The sequence below is a fragment of the Shewanella woodyi ATCC 51908 genome (assembly GCF_000019525.1).
GTDB classification, from domain to species: domain Bacteria; phylum Pseudomonadota; class Gammaproteobacteria; order Enterobacterales; family Shewanellaceae; genus Shewanella; species Shewanella woodyi.
Genome location: NC_010506.1, coordinates 1,136,828 through 1,154,340, shown reverse-complemented (window position 1 = coordinate 1,154,340; position 17,513 = coordinate 1,136,828). Strand labels below are relative to the sequence as shown.

The window sequence follows — 17,513 nt, the reverse complement described above, 5'->3', positions numbered from 1 at the left end:
TTATACTTTGCGATTTAGAATATCGATGTTAGTCGCATCAAAAACCTTAACAGAGGGCATAAGATTGACATCGTTTAGTAATAGTGTGACAGATTTGGATAGTGAGCCTTGCCCTAGAGTTAGAGCAAGGGCAGGATTAAGAGCAGTCTCACGCCACATTGTCAGACAACTAGGCATGCTCAACTCCGCCTTTGGCGAACTGCCACTCTCGCCAGTTCAGGCCCATGCACTCATTGAGCTCAGTAACGAAGCGGTGTCCATCAAGCAACTGGCCCAGCGGCTCAATATCGATAAATCCAATGCCAGCCGCGCTGTCACCCATCTCACAGAAAAAGGGTTTGCCTACACGCAATGTAACCCTAAAGATACTCGAAGCCTGCTGGCCCATTTAACGCCTCAAGGGAAGAAACTACTGCAAAAGCTCCATCAACAACAAAACACCATGTTCGACCAGATCCTATCTCAACTCTCAACCGAAGAGGCGACCACTATCGAGTCAGCCATGGCCACGTACAATAAAGCCATCAGCCGCACTCAAGCCCAACAAGGCTATACCATCAGAGAGGTAACACATGAGGATGATCTGGCTATCGCCAAGCTGATAAGAGAGGTATCGGCAGAGTATGGACTCAGCGCCGATAAAGGCTTTAGCGTCGCCGATCCCAGCTTAGATAACACCAGCGAGCAGTATCAAGCTACAGGCGCATGTTACTGGGTTATCGAACTCGACGGTGAACTGCTCGGTGGCGTAGGTATCGCCCCATTAAGTGGCGAAAAGGGAGTGTGTGAACTGCAGAAGATGTACTTTAGCAAACAGCTCAGAGGCAAAGGATTTGCAAAGCGTATGGCTTATCTGGCGCTGGATTACGCTTGCGAACAGAAATACCAAACCTGTTACCTTGAAACCACCGCCTGCCTTACTGAAGCTATCTCATTGTATGAATCCCTCGGTTTTGAGCACATCTCACAACATTTAGGTGATACAGGACATGATGCCTGCGAAATGCCGATGCTGTTAGCACTTAAATAAGCTCTAGGTCCCCAATAAATCTAGTTTTTCCTATAAAAGCTTGCTAGCCTCAAAGATAGGAAAGGCATTCCTTAACACACAGTGGAGATCTTATGGAATATCGTCGACTACCACATTCCAACCTTGAAGTGAGCGAACTCTGTTTAGGCACCATGACTTGGGGTGAGCAGAACACCCAATCAGAAGCATTTTCCCAGCTTGACTACGCCATCGGCCAAGGCATCAATTTTATTGATACTGCCGAGATGTATCCAGTCCCACCAAAAGCTGAAACACAAGGCGCCACCGAGCGCATCTTAGGTAACTACCTCAAAAAAGCAGGCAATCGCGATAACTTAGTCATCGCCACTAAAGTCGCTGCACCAGGGGGAAAGGGTGACTATATACGCCCCAATATGGCCCTAGACTGGCGTAACCTCCATGAAGCGGTCGACTCCTCACTTGAGCGCTTACAGATAGATACCATCGATCTCTATCAGGTACATTGGCCCGACAGAAACACCAACTTTTTCGGCGAGCTCTCCTACCAGCAGATTGATGAGAACGAGAAACTCACTCCCATCATAGATACATTGGAAGCCCTAGCCGCATTGCAAAAAGAGGGCAAGATCCGCTATATCGGTGTCTCGAACGAAACGCCTTGGGGCCTAATGAAATACCTGCAACTTGCAGAGAAGCATAACCTCCCCCGCGTAGTCTCAGTACAGAATCCCTATAACTTGCTCAATCGCAGCTTTGAAGTGGGAATGGCCGAGATAAGCCACCGTGAAGAGGTGCCGCTACTTGCCTACTCACCATTAGCATTCGGTGCTCTCAGTGGTAAGTATTTAGATGACCAATGGCCAGAAGGGGCGCGTCTCACCCTCTTTAAACGCTTTGCTCGTTATACTGGCTCACAAGTCGCTCTCGATGCCACCAAAGCCTATGTCGAGCTGGCCCGCGAGTTCAAGCTCAGTCCAGCGCAGATGTCATTGGCTTTTGTCAATTCTCGTAAATTTGTGGGTTCAAACATCATAGGGGCCACCAACCTTGAACAGCTCAAGGAGAATATCGACAGCATCAACACCAGCATCTCACCTGAGTTGATGGCGCGACTCGATGAGTTAGCCCAGGTTTACCGCCTGCCCTGCCCATAAACTCAATTCTAAGTTAAGGGTAAAAGCTCCTTGCATTAGGCGATAAGATCTTTGATGATCTCATCGCCTTTTCTATTTTCAGCCAAATATCGGACCCAAACCATGGATTTTCACCACCTGCGCGCTCAATTCCCCACCTTAGAGCAGACTTTAGCTGGTTACCCACTGTGCTACCTAGATACCGCAGCCACCAGTCAAAAGCCTAAGCAAGTGCTCAACGCCATGGCCCGATACTATGAAAACGATAACGCGAACGTCCACCGTGCAGCGCATCAGCTATCATCCCGCGCAACCAGTAATTACGAGACAGTGCGCGATAAGGTGTGCCATTTTATCAAGGCTAAACAGCGTGAAGAGATCATCTTTACCCACGGCACCACAGAGTCGATAAACTTAGTCGCCTACGGCTTAACTGGGCAGATAAAATCAGGAGACCTCATCCTTATCGACACCGCAGCCCATCACGCCAATATCGTCCCTTGGCAGGAGCTGGCCAAACGCACTGGTGCCATCATTAAGCCAATCCCCTTAGACAGTGAGTGCCGTCTCGATGAGACCGCCTATGAGCATCTACTGCAAGAAAACCCTTTCATTGTTGCCCTGAGCCATGTATCCAACGCCTTAGGTACGCTTAATCCCGTTAACCGGCTCGTTGCGCTTGCAAAGCAGGTTGGCGCCATCACCTTAGTCGATGGCGCTCAAGCTATCGCGCATCTAGATGTCGATGTCCAAGCAATAGGCTGTGATTTTTATGTCTTCTCCGGCCATAAAATGTATGGCCCCACAGGCGTAGGCGTGCTTTACGGGCGCTTCGATATTCTGGACAGCTTAATGCCACTGATGACAGGTGGAGAGATGATAAAGACCGTAAGTTTCGAAGCCACCGAATTTAACCAGCTGCCAAACCGGCTCGAACCGGGCACGCCGCCTATTGCAGAGGTGATAGGCTTAGGCGCCGCTATCGATTTTCTTAGTGCACTCCCAAGAGAGGTCATTGCCAAGCAGGAAGCTGAGCTACTTAGCTACCTTCAAACTCAGCTGAAACAGCTGGGCGACATCACACTCTATGGTGCCAACACCAGCAATATCGGCGCAGTGGCGTTTAATCTTGCCGATGAGCATCATCAAGATGTGGGAATACTGCTCGACCAGCAAGGCATTGCCGTTCGCTGCGGCCATCACTGCGCTATGCCGTTAATGCAAAGTTTGGGACTCAAGGGCTGCTGTCGCGCCTCACTCGGTGTATATACCAGTAAAGAGGATATCGACCGTTTTATCGAAGCGATGGCATCGGTGAAAGAGATGTTGTTGTAAAAGAAGGTTCTAGGTTCTAGGTTCTAGGTTCTAGGTAAAGAAGGTCCTAGGAAAAGAAGGTACTAGGAAGGGCTAAGCCGAAAAAAATAGATTTTGTAGGTCGGCATTTATGCCGTCACAGGTTTGAAAGAAGATCCTAGGGAAAGCAGGTGCTAGGTGCTAGGTGCTAGAAAAGGCTAAGACAACAAAGCTAAAAAGCGCGGTTTTATTTTTAATAGAGTAAGCATTCAAATTAGGTCGAGTATGAGTCAAGTATCACAACCCTCACAGGAAACATTTTTAGCCCTTAAGCTCGACAGCAGTGAGATATTGCCGTTGTTTGAGCAAGCCAGTAACTGGCAGGAGCGCTATCGTCAAATCATGTTGCTCGGCAAAGCGCTACCAAAGCTTGATGAGGCCTTTCGGGTCGAATCAGCGCAGGTCAGAGGCTGCGAGAGCAGTGCTTGGCTCTATCACAGTGTAATCGAGGATAAACACTACTTTGTCGCCGATAGCGATGCACGCATTGTGAAGGGACTGATTGGCCTGTTATTGACCGCCTGTCAGGGTAAAACCTCAGCTGAGATTGCAAGGTTTGATATAGAGGGTTATTTCGATATGTTAGGGCTAACGGGGCAGCTGAGTCCCTCACGCACTAATGGTTTGTTTGCCTTGGCTAAGGCTATAAAGGCTTTTTCTGTTTAGTTTGCGCTGACTTGTTGAATAACAAGTTTCAAATATTTTTGATTGGGTCATTGGGAAGGTTAAATGGGCAATTATGCCCAATGTGATTTGGGGCTTGGGTAGTGCTTTCCAAACTTCGTTTGGATTAAGGTCGTGGTTTTTTATAGCCTTAGTCGGTATTTGAAGTAGCAATGAAGGCATGGCTCTTCTGTCTTTTTCAACCCTGAATAACCTGACCCTTCCCATTTAGGTAAGCTACGTCGGCAGGCAGATGAGATACCTGTTTTGATTCTTTATTGGCAGCAGGTGTTTTTGTATCTATTGCTTGCCGCAGGCTTATGCACTGTTACCTCAGTAGGACGCCATCAACTCATCCCTGAGGGCTCGACGATGGCATCCGTGCCATCAACGCATACTGTTGCAACAGTGCTCGGAATTTACCAAGCTTCATTGAACTCAAAGTATTGTGATTATCTCTGCAAACCATCTTTTGCTTTGAAAAAGAGAGGAGCTCAAAAGGCAGAAGGTGTGATTGTCCTGTCTTTTGTCTGTCTTTTGCTTTTTTCGGCTTCTCCTCATTTTATGGTGATGGATGAAGTGCTTGGCTAGAAGCTTTGCCTTTGCACCATTTCCCACTCTGATGTTTCTTTTTAAATTTACACATTGCATCCCAACGGCCACTAACTCCGCTGTATTGACGACGAAACTCTCGTGTTGAGGTTAACCAGGCAGCTGATGAAATGCCTAATTCACTAAGTAACTTAGGGCGGCTTGAATCAATAGAACCTTTCTTATCATACCTAATCGCTCTGCCAGTCCAATCAATGAGTTGTAGGTAATCAGAGAAGTGAAATGGGATGCCTAGTTGAGTTACCTGGTGAGTAGCTCCATCAAATTCAGCAAGGGGCTTTAACGGCGTAACAGTCTTGAACACTGTTTTCTTATCTACTATTTTTAGTACTTTTTCTTGAGTATTCTCAGCTGTATTTAGCTCAGAAATGCGCTCTTGAATTGAGGTGAAATCGGAAGATTGTAGCGAGTCTGCAATCCCTGCTCTAATGGGGTTTAAGTCCACATACATCATACATGCAAGAAGTGCTTGCTCATCAAGTAATGCTTGTGACTTAAAACGTCCCTCCCAGAAAGCACCTTTACACTCATCTTCGCGATTGGCCTTTCGTGCAACCTCCTCATTAAGGCAACGCATAAACCAACTAATACTAGCTAAACGTTCCTGCCACTCAGCAATCAGTCCATCAAGTAGTATCTGCTCTCCCTCAATGAGTTCCTCACCTTTCATGTATTTAGTGGCAACCTCATGACCATGAAACAACTGCTGCCAGCGACTAATTACATCTCGATGACTTAATGCATTAACTTCATTCAAGTCAATTTTTAACACTAGATGATAGTGGTTACTCATCACCGCATAAGCACAAACATCAATACAAAATATGGAAGAAAGAACCTTGATTTTATCGACAATCCAGCCACGTCGATGTTCAAAACTCTTACCTGTCAGCTCATCACTACCGCAGAGGTAAGCCCTTCTCACACAACGATTAATTACGTGGTAGAAAGGCGTTGTTTCTGCATCAATCAATGTCCGGCGAGCTAAAGTCATAAATACTCCCCCATAAAAAACTAAGTCAAGATAACTAAAAGCTTAGTAAGGGATCACCGAGAAGACAAAAAGATATGGCTGTCCTGTCTTTCTATATAAATCTCCTTTTAAAATAACTTATTAAAGCTCCGTAATAAAAAAACCAAAAAAAAGATATGGCTGTCCTGTCTTTATCACAGCTGAGATAGCAAGGTTTGATATAGAGGGTTATTTCGATATGTTAGGGCTAACAGGGCAACTGAGTCCCTCACGGACTAATGGGTTGTTTGCCTTGGCTAAGGCTATAAAGGCTTTTGCTGTTTAGTTTACGCTGACTTGTTGAATAACAAGTTTCAAATATTCTTTAATTCATCAAGCTTCGCTTGAATCTTCATTGTTAGACTACGTCTAACAACTAACGTCGTGGAATTCCATTCCACACCAGGGCAATAAGGGGATCAACAGCAATTCCCCTCTTGCATCTCCCCTTGCCGCCCCGACGAAGTTGTATTCCTCATACTTAAACAAAAATAGCCTAACAGCTCAGATGGGACATCCATGTCCCACCGAGCCTTAGCCATCATCCATTATGGCTATACGGCATTTTTGTCACGTATTTCGGCAACTTCCAACGGGGAGTTATTGTAGCTTTAGGCTAAGTTTTAAGTTGTTGAGGTTATATTTACTCTGACCTAAATATTATTCCTTTCTCTTAACTCAACAAAGCATTTAATTTTTTATACATAGTAGTTTGAGAGAACTCTTCATTTGAATAGCCAATTCTGAAAGAAGATTCAAGTTTTTCACGAGCAACTTCTCCTGAATTATTCGTTCCCCAAACTTTTTTTAGAGCTAAACCTAGAAGCTCAACTACATCATGCCCACTGCATATATTTTTAGCATCACAAAGTGTCGTGGGCAGCTTGGCTGAAAGAATTGTATTTAATAAATCAGAGTTGATTTTATTTTCACTTTTAGCATTAATTTGGTTTATTAATTTACTCTCATCTAACTCTAATGTTTTTTGGTCAATAAACTTCGAAAAATCTAATTTTTTTATTGGATAGTTATACCCCTCCTTTAGACTAAAATACCTCAACCTTCCCATTTTAGATGCTATAGAATAAATTTTTACTTTAATTTCATCTAAATCTACCTCTTCATTTGAATCTAAAGGAAGCTTGAATTTTGAGCCATATTCAACAATTAACCGATGTAAAGATGATGATTCAAAAAGAGATATTTCTAAGTCACGAAAATCGGTCGTAACAATATAGCTTTCATCAACAACAACACCTAACTCCTCTCTATAGTCACGGTCAATGAACCCAAAAACGGCCTTAGTTATTGATTCCTCGATAACTTGAGATATAACACCAACGACATTTTCCCAACCTAGCGCGACAATTGTATTTGGTGATTTATGAAGTCTTTTAGTTGAAAAGAACACTCCATCAGAATCTCCCTCAACAACTAGCCAAGGATTTTTTGACTCTGACATTGAAATTTCTGTAACAATCTCTTCAGCACTTTGACTTAAACAACTAGTCATTCAAAATGCCTCCATCAAGTGAAACAGCAAGATCTCTTCTAGTCCCAATAATTTGTGGTGAGTGCGTTGCTACTAAAAAAGAGTGCTGCCCTAAGCTAGCTATTTTTGAAATATCAGATAAGAATTGTCTTTGCCAATCTATGTGTAACGATATTTCAGGTTCATCAATTAAGAAAAAAGAGTTATCACTTGTTTTAAATATCAACTCATAAAACAGAACAATCTCGTGTTGCTCGCCTGAAGATAGCTGAGTTGGTTTCAATACTTGTTTTTCACCTTGAATTGTTTCAATAAAAAAGCCATCCTGCTGACTCACTTTGAAACTCTTATTTCTAAGCTTTTTAGTTATTATGCTTAAAAAGGTTTCTATCCTCAGTAACAAATCATCAAAAACAGCTAGTTTTTCATTTATATCTTGCAAGTAGAGTGTTAATACTTTCTTCTCTGTTGCTTCAAAAGCCTTGCTAGGTAAAGCAAGATTTTTCTCTTGTTGAATCAACCCAGCCTCCATCAACTTCTCAATTTTGACTTCAGTTTCGTCGTAATCTTTCCTTATTTTGTCTTCTGAGAGCGCTTCTATTGAATACATAGAGAGCAACCTTTGTGGAAATGACCTGTCTTTTGATTGAGAGACTGCAGATGACTCAGCCAATAATCTTGAGATCTTGTTTTTTATTTCATCTGAATAAATTTCAATTACATTGGTAACATTTTTCTCTGTTCTGTGAGCTCTATTCTCAATATTGACCTTCAATAACCTTTGAGTTTGTACAAAGTGTAACTTGGCATTTTCTTGAAGGGATTGCAGCCATTCTGGCCTCTTCTTTCTGCCAGTGAATGGAAGTCTATGTGAAAACCTTTCGATTACCTCATGGTATGAAAGAACCTCATCCGTTCTTCCATCGACCCACCGTCTAGGTCCTATCTGATGTAGAAATGGTAAGTATTCATCTAATTGTGATGGAGGTATTCTAATTTCTTTAGGATTTCGGTGAAACTCGTATAGTTCAATATTTTCATTATTCTTAAATAGTCTAAAAATAAAGTTAGGAGTTTTTACTTCTTCATTTTCAAACTTCTTTACTTTTATAGTTTTCTCTATTGTGATTTTCTTTTCATCTTGAAATTCAATACACATCTGTTCAAAATTAGTATCATTTAGATTAGCTATATCCCACTCAAAAAAACTTGCTATTAATTTCAGAAAAGTTGTTTTACCACAACCATTAGGTCCATGAATGAATGTGACGCCTTCTTCTTTTATTTCTACTTTATGGTTTAAAAAGCCAAAAAGTTTATCAACTGAGATAACACTTATTCTATTTTCCAAAGTTCAATCTCCTTATTTATTTTCAGGTTCAGGTATCACTACACAGAATGAAACCTAACAGCTTAAAAACCATCCCAAATGGGATAATGCCCCCTCACTTCGTCGCTTTATCTCCACAACGTAAGATTAGGACTTCATATAACCGACTAAAATACTGAGTTTTTAGTCATTCCAGCCAGAGCTAGAAGCTTTGTCATGAGTGCAGTGCTCCGTAAGCGCAGCATTCTGTGAGTGAAGCGTTCCGTTAACCGTGAGCGCAGCGTTCACCTAGCTCTATTGCTTTAAAACTAACAACAAGGAAGGTACAGCTGATAAGGGAGGTAGTAGTGATTGGTATCAAGGTGCTGTGGTGTTAACACATAATATTGATACATCGTCCCTGATGTAGGTGTCTGCTAATGCTCTGTTGCTAATGGTGCGATATCGGCACTGCCTGCATTAGGCTTCATCCTTGTTATTTGTGAGGCAATATATCGTTCCGTATACAATATGTCTATCAGCAATTTCACTGATTAAGCTTAATTATCATAAGGTTAAGAGAACCCTAAACTAGCTATCAGTTTCAATTTAGGTAGGGTTTGTGGTGTTAGGAGCTTTTAAATAGAGCTAAGCAGAGTCATTAACAGCGATTTCCCATCAAAAAGTAGAGATTACTACCTCCTCATTTTCTCGCTTCTTTAAATCCACAAAATAAAAGCGATTCACCACGGAGGACACAGAGGGCCACGGAGAAAATCAAAAGCCATAATCTCTTCCTCCAGCTTTACCTCCGTGTAGCGCAGCGCTCCGTGGTGAGAACATCTTTTGTTTTTGTCTTAAGTCTTTGTTTTTGACTCGCAGCGCCCTCGCAGTGAGCTTGCAAACGTCCTAGCAGGGCAAAGCCCTTCTCAGCTTCAAACAATGGATCCCGGAACAAGCCCGGGATGACGGCAATGCCAAACTCTCAGTTTGCTTTTACTGTCAGCGAAGCGTTCCTGTAGCCGCAGGCTATTCCGTGAGCAGCGCGTTCTGTACTCAAATGAGTCGCAAGCGACATTCATCTCAGCTTTTTCTAGCAGCGAAGCGATCTCGCAGTGAGCTTGCGAACGCTCTAGCAGGCACGCAGTGCCGCCCTAGCAGGGCGAAGCCCGCCCTTCTTAGCTTCACCGCCCTTCTCAGCTTCACCTAATATGAAATCATGTTAATTTAGAATATGATGAGGCCATGAAAAAATGAAAAAGTTCACTAAATAGTGAGCATTTACCATAGAGAAAACTTACCAAGAGAGAGTCCATTGAAAACCTTAACTCATAGCAGTAAATTACCGCACCTTGGCACTAGTATTTTTACCACTATGACTGGGCTAGCCAATGAGTACAATGCCATTAACCTCTCTCAAGGCTTCCCTGAATTTGACGCTCCAGAACGGTTAAAACAAGGCTTAGCCAAATACTGCAATCAAGGCTTTAATCAGTATGCGCCCTCAAGTGGGATCGCGCCTCTTCAAGCTCAAATAGCCGCTCTCACAGAGCGAACATATGGCACGAATATCAATCCACTCGACACAGTTACAGTAACATCTGGTGCGACTGAAGCACTGTTTGTCGCCATACAAACCATTACCCATCCTGGCGATGAGATTATCATCTTCGACCCAGCTTATGACTCCTATAAACCAGCGATTGAATTGGCTGGAGGCCATGCGGTACATATCGCCATGCAGGCTCCTGATTATGCCATCGACTGGCAGCACGTCGCAGCAGCGATAACAGATAGAACCCGCGGGATCATTATTAATACGCCCCATAACCCCAGCGCAAAAACCTTAAAACAGGCTGAGTTTGATGAATTAAAAAAGCTGGTGAGCAAACACCAATTATTGCTGATAAGTGATGAAGTCTACGAGCATATCGCCTTTGAAGGCACACCACATATCAGCGTATTAAGCGATCCTGAGCTTTTCTCCCGCGCTTTTGTTATCGCCAGCTTTGGTAAAACCTTCCACTGTACAGGTTGGAAGATGGGTTACTGCATCGCGCCCGAGGCACTGACGCAAGAGTTTAGAAAAATTCACCAATATGTCACCTTTTCAAGCTTCACTCCTGCGCAACTGGCATTAACCGATATGCTGGCCGAAGAGAGTGAACATATCACCGCACTCGCCCCCTTTTATCAGCACAAGCGAGATCTGCTAGTGAGTGCCCTACAAGAAAGCCGCTTTACTATTCTCCCCAGCGAAGGCACCTACTTTTTACTACTCGATTATTCAGAGATCTCGCCGCTAGATGACATGGCATTTTGTGAGTATCTGATTAAAGAGGTGGGCGTAGCCGCCATTCCTTTGAGCGTGTTTTACCAAAGCGCTCCCAATGATAAAGTCATCCGCTTATGCTTCGCCAAAGAGGATGATACCTTGCTACAAGCAGCCCAGATGTTAACAACTCTCTAGTTAACCAATGCTTCATTGGCGATTATTGCCTGCAGCAGGCTCACATGTAGATATGGCCGTGGGCCTCTGTAAATAGCCTTCACCGTTGATTCAGCTTTGCAGTTCCCTTAGTTAAGGGATTCAACACACTTTTCTAATCAAACCACCCAAAAAGAGGCATCACCATGTTCGTTTTCAGTATTCCTATCAAAGCACTTGCCAGCTTCCAATATGACGACATCATGACTCAAATTTGAAATCCATTCTGCCGACACTGGCACTCATCATTTGGCAGGGCTATGTAATGAAAGGAAAGCACATAATAGGATTCACACGCCTTCAGCATGGCTGTTTTTCTTCGCCCGCTTTCTCTGCTTCTGTTCGTGAGGCGTTAACATTGCCTCGTAATCAAACTCAAAGGGCGAGAGATCTTCGCCGTTTGCTAAGCGCTCGATGTACATAGCCATTTCATTAGAGCGTCGGTCAATTTGTGCTTTTGTCATTCTTTTCCAATACTTGGCTGGGCGTCCAACCATCTCGTCGTAAGCTTTCGTTGTGGGGTCAAGGTGCCTAACCGTCTCGAAGACAGGAGAATCAGGTAAAGGTTGTTCGACATCCATGTAGCGCTGCAAGAAATCCCAGAATGCCAAGGCATCTCCGCGACTTTTAGGGTTGGCCATTCCTATAGCACCGAAACTGATGCGTCGTGAATCTTTATGGGCGAGAAAGACATTCCATCCAGCGCCAGTTCCTGTTGGTGTGACAAGGTGATGCAGGTAGGGAATAAACTCAGAGAAAGGTTTAATAATGGTTTTACGTTTAATACCCAAGATGGGGATATATCGCCAAATCGTTACCAAGCCCGTTTGACGGCTCACTTGAATATGAGGGACAACATCACCAAAAAAAATTTTTACAATAGGATCTGGCATGAATTGAATGCAAAATAAAAACAATCCTAATATTGCTAACAACGGAAACTGCAGGATTTCCATTGTTAATTCAATCGAATTATCAGAGAAATAAAGGCGAACTAATCTGGCCGCAAACATCATTACGCCAAATAGACATAAGCAAAACCCACCTAATGAAAATAATAATGGTATTGCAAAGCTTCTAGAAAACGTAACTATCCTGATGACTCTCGAATTAAATTCAAATGATTCTAAGCAGTGTTCATTATTTAAGTCATCCTCACTGCTATGTATGACATCATACATATCTTCAGTGTAGGTTGAAGGATTAACATTACGATAGTCGCAATGAGGCAAGTGAGTCATCCCTGAGAATGTATGTGGATGATACTGGGATTGTTCTTCCCATAGACTGCCTCTATACACGGTTTTCGCATATGTGTTTGAACCCTCTTCCATAAAAATTTTAAACCTTTTTATCAGATACTTACAATGTGATCTTTTCGATGTACCAAAATGCCTGATTCTTATCAGAGAAGTTGGCTCCAACGTCTGATTCAGAAAACTTTCTGTCAAGCTTTGTGAGAGGAAAACAAAAGAGATGGCTGCCCAGCCTTCTTCCTACCGCTAGCATTTAATAGTTTTCTTTTACAAATCGTTCGACTTTCTTATGCCAATGAGAACTATTTAGCTGTTTAGAGGACTCAAAAAGTATGTTTGAGTTCGCCCCACCAGAAAACTGCACACTGAAAAATGAGTCAGAAGAAAACTCGGGGGGTGATGCCATCCCTTGAGAGGTTAATTCAGCGAGTGAGGTAATGATTGTATTTAGGATTTCAGTTTGAATAACCTTTTGCTCATAACCAGCATCGTAAAGTTGATCTAGATTTGACTCGACTATGGCATTGGTTTTGGAGAAACAATCAATTTTGTTAATGTGCAGCCATTCATCTGCACAGATTTGAAAAGATAAATCACTTTCGCTTGATACTGAATTGCTAAACATCGCTTCTAAATCATCGTGACCTTTAAGTGCGGCTAAAAAGTTTAAATCAAAACTTTCTGTAGCCGCGACATCACCTTCTTCACGTACTGCATAGCCAATACTCCTAAACCCTCCAGCACTATAAATGCAGAGTGCTTCGACTGGCCTGAGGTTAACATGTTTGATGGTATCAATTAGTTCAAGTAGCTCTTCCTGAAAAGAGACATTAAACCTATCGAAGAATTGTTGAAGGGTAATACCCTTCTGCTGCAAAATTATTGATGTAAACCGACTCATTCGTATCGTCCCTTTACCTCATCTAGAATATTCAACATGACTGATTTGGAAATTATATTTGAGTCGTTGAAGGCATATTTCCAATCCATATCACTGTCTATTTCAACTATCAATAGGTCAATACTCATCATGTCAAAAAGTAAAAATATTTTTCTAATATTTTTCAGTAATATAATTGTTATCATTTAAAAAAGCACTTCACTGAATAACACCCCATTTTGCCTTTGGATAGACAAGTCTTTGCTGTAAATAGCGATATTCCAAGTAATTTATGGAGGAATTTAGTCGCGTCTAAATTGTTCACGGGATTAGCAACAGAAATCGAAATTCTTGACATTGAGTACCTACTACGACAGGTGTGTAATCGGTCCTTTTTATGCGTAATAGTCTTCCAGAGTAAGAAACTTAACACAAATTATAGCCAGACAAGCATATCTTTATCTCCCCAGCCATTTAATTTGCCTCCATTTTCCTACCTAGTCAAAATATCTTTGTTTTTTACAAGGGGTAGTGGATCCTGGAGTTCCGTAGACATTTCTCTTTTCTTAAGGCTTTTAACTCGCAGTGAGCTTGCGAAGCCCGCCCTTCTTCGCTTACCAAGATAAAAGCGATTCGCCACTGAGAACACAGAGGACCACGGAGAACATCAAAGGAAAATGGATCACGGAACAAACCCGGGATGACGGCAATGCAAATACTCAGTTTAGCTTTTACTGTCAGCGCAGCGTTCCTGTAGCCGCAGGCTATTCCGTGAGCAACGCGTTCTGTACTCAAATGAGTCGTCAGCAGGCGATATTCATCTCAGCTTTTTCTAGCAGCGCAGCGATCTAGCAGGCACGCAGTGCCGCCCTAGCAGAGCGAAGCCCGCTCTTCTTCGCTTACCAAGATAAAAGCGATTCACCACTGAGAACACAGAGGACCACGGAGAACATCAAAGGAGAATGGATCCCGGAACAAGCCCGGGATGACGGCAATGATAAATACTCAGTTTAGCTTTACTGTCAGCGTAGCGTTCCTGTAGCCGCAGGCTATTCCGTGAGCAACGCGTTCTGTACTCAAATGAGTCGTCAGCAGGCGATATTCATCCAAGCTTCTAGCAGCGTAGCAATCTAGCAGGCACGCAGTGCCGCCCTAGCAGAGCGAAGCCCGCTCTTCTTCGCTTACCAAGATAAAAGCGATTCACCACTGAGAACACGAAGACCACGGAGAACATCAAAGGAGAATGGATCCCGGAACAAGCCCGGGATGACGGCAATGCAAACACTCAGTTTAGCTTTACTGTCAGCGAAGCGTTCCTGTAGCCGCAGGCTATTCCGTGAGCAACGCGTTCTGTACTCAAATGAGTCACAAGCGACATTCGTCTCAGCTTTTACTAGCAGCGCAGCGATCTAGCAGGCGCGCAGTGCCGCCCTAGCAGGGCGAAGCCCGCCCTTCTCAGATTTACGATCAATTGTTCAAGCCTGCCTGCCCTTGAAGGTTGTGCATGATTATTTCGGCTGTATCTTTGTTCCCTCCGTGCAGTTTAGAGAATAACTCTCCCAAAACCACTGCCGAAAAATAGTCGTAATTAGCCAGTTCTGGGTTAGTGCTCACCAGCTCGGAGCTGGCGGCTTGAACATGCTTTTCTATTACGGACTCAATTTCCTTCAACATCTTCCCCTGATATTGCTCCAGAATTTCACCTATGTTGATGAGTTCAGCCTCTGTTAAATCTTGCTCTTGCTTCATTATCCAAATTCCTCCTAACTAACTTCACTTGCCATAATTGGCTGGATGCAATGTGTTATCTATACACCCCATAAAAATAAATCGATAACATCATAATTAGGTATGGGAACCACAGTGAAAGCTCTCATGTTTAATCCGCATAAATTTGAAAGCCATAATCTCTTCCTCCATCTTTACCTCCGTGAAGCGCAGCGCTCAGTGGTAAAAGGTGCTCTTGCCTTTGCTCTTGCCTTTGCTCTTTCCTTTGCTCTTTCCTTAACTCGAAGCGAAGCGCCCTAGAACCTAGCAGGGCAAAGCCCGTCCTTTTACACTTTCCAAGATAAAAGCCATTCACCACTGAGAACACAGAGGGCCACGGAGAAAACCAAAAGCCATAATCTCTTCCTCCATCTTTACCTCCGTGTAGCGCAGCGCTCCGTGGTGAGAACATCTTTTGCTCTTTCCTTAAACATCACAAGATAAAGGCGATTCACCACAGAGGACACGGAGACCACGGAGAAGCTCAACAACGTCTATCTCTTGAATTTATCGAAGCGCAGCGCTCTCGCAGTGAGCTTGCGAACGCCCTAGCAGGGCAAAGCCCGCCCTTCTTAGCTTGACCTCCCTTTCCACTGCACTGCGATCAAACCCGCTAACAGTAATATTCCAATAGCCCCAGCCCCAAATGGATTAAGCAAAATAAGCGGCACTGTCATAAAGGCCACGCCTCGCTCAATATTCGATAAACGCCTCAACAGGTAGCCCTCGATAGAGACTGCAATCGCGATAATAATTGCTGCTGTTTGGGCGATGGCAAAGGCAAACTCGAACGCACTGGCCTCCGGATTAAGCAGGTCGGTGTAAGCCATCATGATGGGGATAATAAACAGGCCACCAGCGAGTTTGAACGCTTCTATTGAAGATCTCATCGGGTTAGCGTTAGCAACCCCCGCCCCAGCAAATGCCGCAAGGGCAATGGGTGGCGTGACATTGGAGGTTTGCGACAGCCAGAACACAATAAGATGAGCGGTTAATAGCGGCAGTCCAAAATCACCCAGCATGGGCACCGCCATCACAGCAAGCACAATATAGGCCGCGGTAACGGGTAATCCCATCCCCAATATCAGCGCCACAATACTGATAAGCCCCAGCGCTACTAGCATGTAGCCACCGGAAAACTCCATCACAAACTGGGTGAACTGCAAACCTATGCCAGTTTGCCCTACCACACCGACAATAATCCCCGCCGCGCCACAAGCCACCGAGATAGGCAGCGCCATCAGCGCGCCATTTTTCATCCCAAGCATAAACTTAGTGAGCCCAATACGGCTGTGTTTACGCAGCGCTGCCGTCACTATGATAGCTGCGCAGCCAGCAACCCCAACAAGGAGTGGCGAGTAGGCCATCATCAATAGTGTTGTGATTAACGCCAGCGGAATTAAGTGGTGAGCGCCCTGTTTCATCACAGCCAAAACGGCTTCGGTGCGACTCACCGCTTGCAAATTCAACTTGCACGCCATCAAGTGCACGTAAAGTAAGGTACAGAAAAAGTAGAGGATCGCTGGTGCGATAGAGGCCAGCATGATCTCGCTATAGGGAACGCCGGTAAACTGCGCCATCACAAACGCACCTGCGCCCATAATAGGCGGCATGATCTGCCCGCCTGTCGATGCCGACGCTTCAATCCCCGCCGCTTGCTCAGGTTTATAGCCTAACGTCTTCATCATGGGGATGGTCACAGAGCCTGTGGTCACCGTATTGGCAATGGCAGAGCCTGAGATAGAGCCAAGCCCAGCCGAGGCTAACACTGACGCTTTAGCCGGCCCGCCGCGATATTTACCCGCAATGGAAAACGCTAAATCGATAAAGAACTTACCCGCCCCTGTCACCTCTAAAAAGGCGCCGAATAGCACAAAGATAAACACGGTCGTTGCCGCGATCCCTAAGGCTGAACCAAATACGCCATTGGCTGAATAGATCTGGAACTGGATCAACTCCTGTAGCGAATAGGACTTAGTTGCAAAGCCACTAGGCAGCAGATCGCCAAAGGCACTATAGGAGAGAAATATCGCGGCAATCAATACCATCACCCAGCCAACAGTGCGGCGACAGCCCTCCATCAACAATGCTAGTAATAGACACCCTGCCACGAGATCTTCAGTCCCTAAGCCATAAAGAAGGTGGTCGATATCGTTATAGTCAAATATCGACATTCGATAGGCAGCAAACAGGGTTAATCCACAAAGCGCCACATCTAACACTCTGCCTGGGAGATAGAAGCGGCTCTGCTGATGTTTAACTAAAGGGTAGTGGAGGAAAATAAGCACCAGCACCCAGCTTAGATGCACAGGCCTGAAATAGGTTGCAGAGATGGTCGAGGTGATCCCTTGCCAGATCTGAAACGCCGACAGTGCCACCGCCATAATTAAGATAAGATAACCCAATAGCGTGATCACATGGGCTTTAGTCCCCATTAAATCGGGATCTCTCACAGGAAGTAGTTCTGAACGAGGAGCCATCTTTTTATCCTCTTATTTTTGTTATTTTTGTTGTTTTTATCTAAGTGGAGAGCGCT

General features: G+C 44.2%; 14 protein-coding genes and 1 pseudogene. 7 read left to right on the top strand and 8 right to left on the bottom strand.

The annotated features are described in order from the left end of the window. Positions 1-25: 25 nt before the first annotated feature. The 5 genes from SWOO_RS25820 (at position 26) to SWOO_RS25815 (ending at position 4,752) form a co-directional block, all read left to right on the top strand. A complete protein-coding gene (locus SWOO_RS25820; protein WP_012323502.1) occupies positions 26-1,030 on the top strand; it encodes a bifunctional helix-turn-helix transcriptional regulator/GNAT family N-acetyltransferase in 1,005 nt (334 codons plus the stop codon). A 92-nt stretch (positions 1,031-1,122) separates the two neighbouring features. Further along, the gene (locus SWOO_RS04390) at positions 1,123-2,166 is read left to right on the top strand and encodes an NADP(H)-dependent aldo-keto reductase (protein WP_012323501.1); all 1,044 of its coding nucleotides are present in this window, start codon (positions 1,123-1,125) and stop codon (positions 2,164-2,166) included. A gap of 102 nt (positions 2,167-2,268) precedes the next feature. Continuing rightward, positions 2,269-3,480 (top strand): cysteine desulfurase, encoded by a 1,212-nt coding sequence (locus tag SWOO_RS04385; protein ID WP_012323500.1) that lies wholly within the window; start codon positions 2,269-2,271, stop codon positions 3,478-3,480. Positions 3,481-3,723: 243 nt separating this feature from the next. Beyond that, positions 3,724-4,164 (top strand): SufE family protein, encoded by a 441-nt coding sequence (locus SWOO_RS04380; RefSeq protein WP_012323499.1) that lies wholly within the window; start codon positions 3,724-3,726, stop codon positions 4,162-4,164. Positions 4,165-4,428: 264 nt separating this feature from the next. Beyond that, positions 4,429-4,752 (top strand): hypothetical protein, encoded by a 324-nt coding sequence (locus SWOO_RS25815; protein ID WP_195742857.1) that lies wholly within the window; start codon positions 4,429-4,431, stop codon positions 4,750-4,752. Here SWOO_RS25815 and SWOO_RS04375 read toward each other — a convergent pair. Then, positions 4,724-5,767: a transposase gene (locus tag SWOO_RS04375; RefSeq protein ID WP_012323497.1), complete on the bottom strand. Its 1,044-nt coding sequence runs from the start codon at positions 5,765-5,767 to the stop codon at positions 4,724-4,726. The two genes, SWOO_RS25815 and SWOO_RS04375, sit on opposite strands and share 29 nt — an antisense overlap. A gap of 181 nt (positions 5,768-5,948) precedes the next feature. Here SWOO_RS04375 and SWOO_RS25810 point away from each other — a divergent pair. Then, a pseudogene (locus SWOO_RS25810) lies at positions 5,949-6,071 on the top strand (SufE family protein); the annotation flags it as partial. A gap of 387 nt (positions 6,072-6,458) precedes the next feature. On the opposite strand, the gene SWOO_RS04370 reads toward SWOO_RS25810, so the two are convergent. Both SWOO_RS04370 and SWOO_RS04365 read right to left on the bottom strand, forming a co-directional pair. Continuing rightward, entirely contained in the window at positions 6,459-7,298 is an 840-nt protein-coding gene (locus SWOO_RS04370) for a DUF4435 domain-containing protein (RefSeq protein WP_012323496.1), read from the bottom strand. Beyond that, positions 7,291-8,628, bottom strand: coding sequence for an AAA family ATPase (locus tag SWOO_RS04365; RefSeq protein ID WP_012323495.1), 1,338 nt, complete (start codon positions 8,626-8,628; stop codon positions 7,291-7,293). The genes SWOO_RS04370 and SWOO_RS04365 overlap by 8 nt, the downstream gene beginning before the upstream one ends. 1,273 nt (positions 8,629-9,901) lie before the next feature. On the opposite strand from SWOO_RS04365, the gene SWOO_RS04360 reads away from it, so the two are divergent. Continuing rightward, a complete protein-coding gene (locus SWOO_RS04360; protein WP_012323494.1) occupies positions 9,902-11,056 on the top strand; it encodes a methionine aminotransferase in 1,155 nt (384 codons plus the stop codon). Positions 11,057-11,364: 308 nt separating this feature from the next. On the opposite strand, the gene SWOO_RS25430 is transcribed toward SWOO_RS04360, so the two are convergent. The 5 genes from SWOO_RS25430 to SWOO_RS04330 form a co-directional block, all read right to left on the bottom strand. Then, complete coding sequence (locus tag SWOO_RS25430; protein ID WP_012323493.1) at positions 11,365-12,408, bottom strand: hypothetical protein; 1,044 nt, start codon at positions 12,406-12,408, stop codon at positions 11,365-11,367. A gap of 175 nt (positions 12,409-12,583) precedes the next feature. After that, entirely contained in the window at positions 12,584-13,231 is a 648-nt protein-coding gene (locus SWOO_RS04350) for a hypothetical protein (RefSeq protein ID WP_012323492.1), read from the bottom strand. Positions 13,232-14,677: 1,446 nt separating this feature from the next. Beyond that, a complete protein-coding gene (locus tag SWOO_RS04340; protein ID WP_012323491.1) occupies positions 14,678-14,959 on the bottom strand; it encodes a hypothetical protein in 282 nt (93 codons plus the stop codon). A 130-nt stretch (positions 14,960-15,089) separates the two neighbouring features. Then, the gene (locus SWOO_RS04335; RefSeq protein WP_012323490.1) at positions 15,090-15,389 is read right to left on the bottom strand and encodes a hypothetical protein; all 300 of its coding nucleotides are present in this window, start codon (positions 15,387-15,389) and stop codon (positions 15,090-15,092) included. Between the two features lie 160 nt (positions 15,390-15,549). Beyond that, on the bottom strand, positions 15,550-17,457 hold the full coding sequence (locus SWOO_RS04330) for a TRAP transporter permease (protein ID WP_012323489.1): 1,908 nt from the start codon (positions 17,455-17,457) through the stop codon (positions 15,550-15,552). Positions 17,458-17,513: the final 56 nt, after the last annotated feature.

Excerpts from the sequence above, each read along its gene's own strand:
- SWOO_RS25820 (WP_012323502.1), top strand. The coding sequence starts at position 26 with ATGTTAGTCGCATCAAAAACCTTAACAGAGGGCATAAGATTGACATCG.
- SWOO_RS04390 (WP_012323501.1), top strand. The coding sequence starts at position 1,123 with ATGGAATATCGTCGACTACCACATTCCAACCTTGAAGTGAGCGAACTC.
- SWOO_RS04385 (WP_012323500.1), top strand. The coding sequence starts at position 2,269 with ATGGATTTTCACCACCTGCGCGCTCAATTCCCCACCTTAGAGCAGACT.
- SWOO_RS04380 (WP_012323499.1), top strand. The coding sequence starts at position 3,724 with ATGAGTCAAGTATCACAACCCTCACAGGAAACATTTTTAGCCCTTAAG.
- SWOO_RS04375 (WP_012323497.1), bottom strand. The coding sequence starts at position 5,767 with ATGACTTTAGCTCGCCGGACATTGATTGATGCAGAAACAACGCCTTTC.
- SWOO_RS04370 (WP_012323496.1), bottom strand. The coding sequence starts at position 7,298 with ATGACTAGTTGTTTAAGTCAAAGTGCTGAAGAGATTGTTACAGAAATT.
- SWOO_RS25430 (WP_012323493.1), bottom strand. The coding sequence starts at position 12,408 with ATGGAAGAGGGTTCAAACACATATGCGAAAACCGTGTATAGAGGCAGT.
- SWOO_RS04350 (WP_012323492.1), bottom strand. The coding sequence starts at position 13,231 with ATGAGTCGGTTTACATCAATAATTTTGCAGCAGAAGGGTATTACCCTT.
- SWOO_RS04340 (WP_012323491.1), bottom strand. The coding sequence starts at position 14,959 with ATGAAGCAAGAGCAAGATTTAACAGAGGCTGAACTCATCAACATAGGT.
- SWOO_RS04335 (WP_012323490.1), bottom strand. The coding sequence starts at position 15,389 with ATGTTCTCACCACGGAGCGCTGCGCTACACGGAGGTAAAGATGGAGGA.
- SWOO_RS04330 (WP_012323489.1), bottom strand. The coding sequence starts at position 17,457 with ATGGCTCCTCGTTCAGAACTACTTCCTGTGAGAGATCCCGATTTAATG.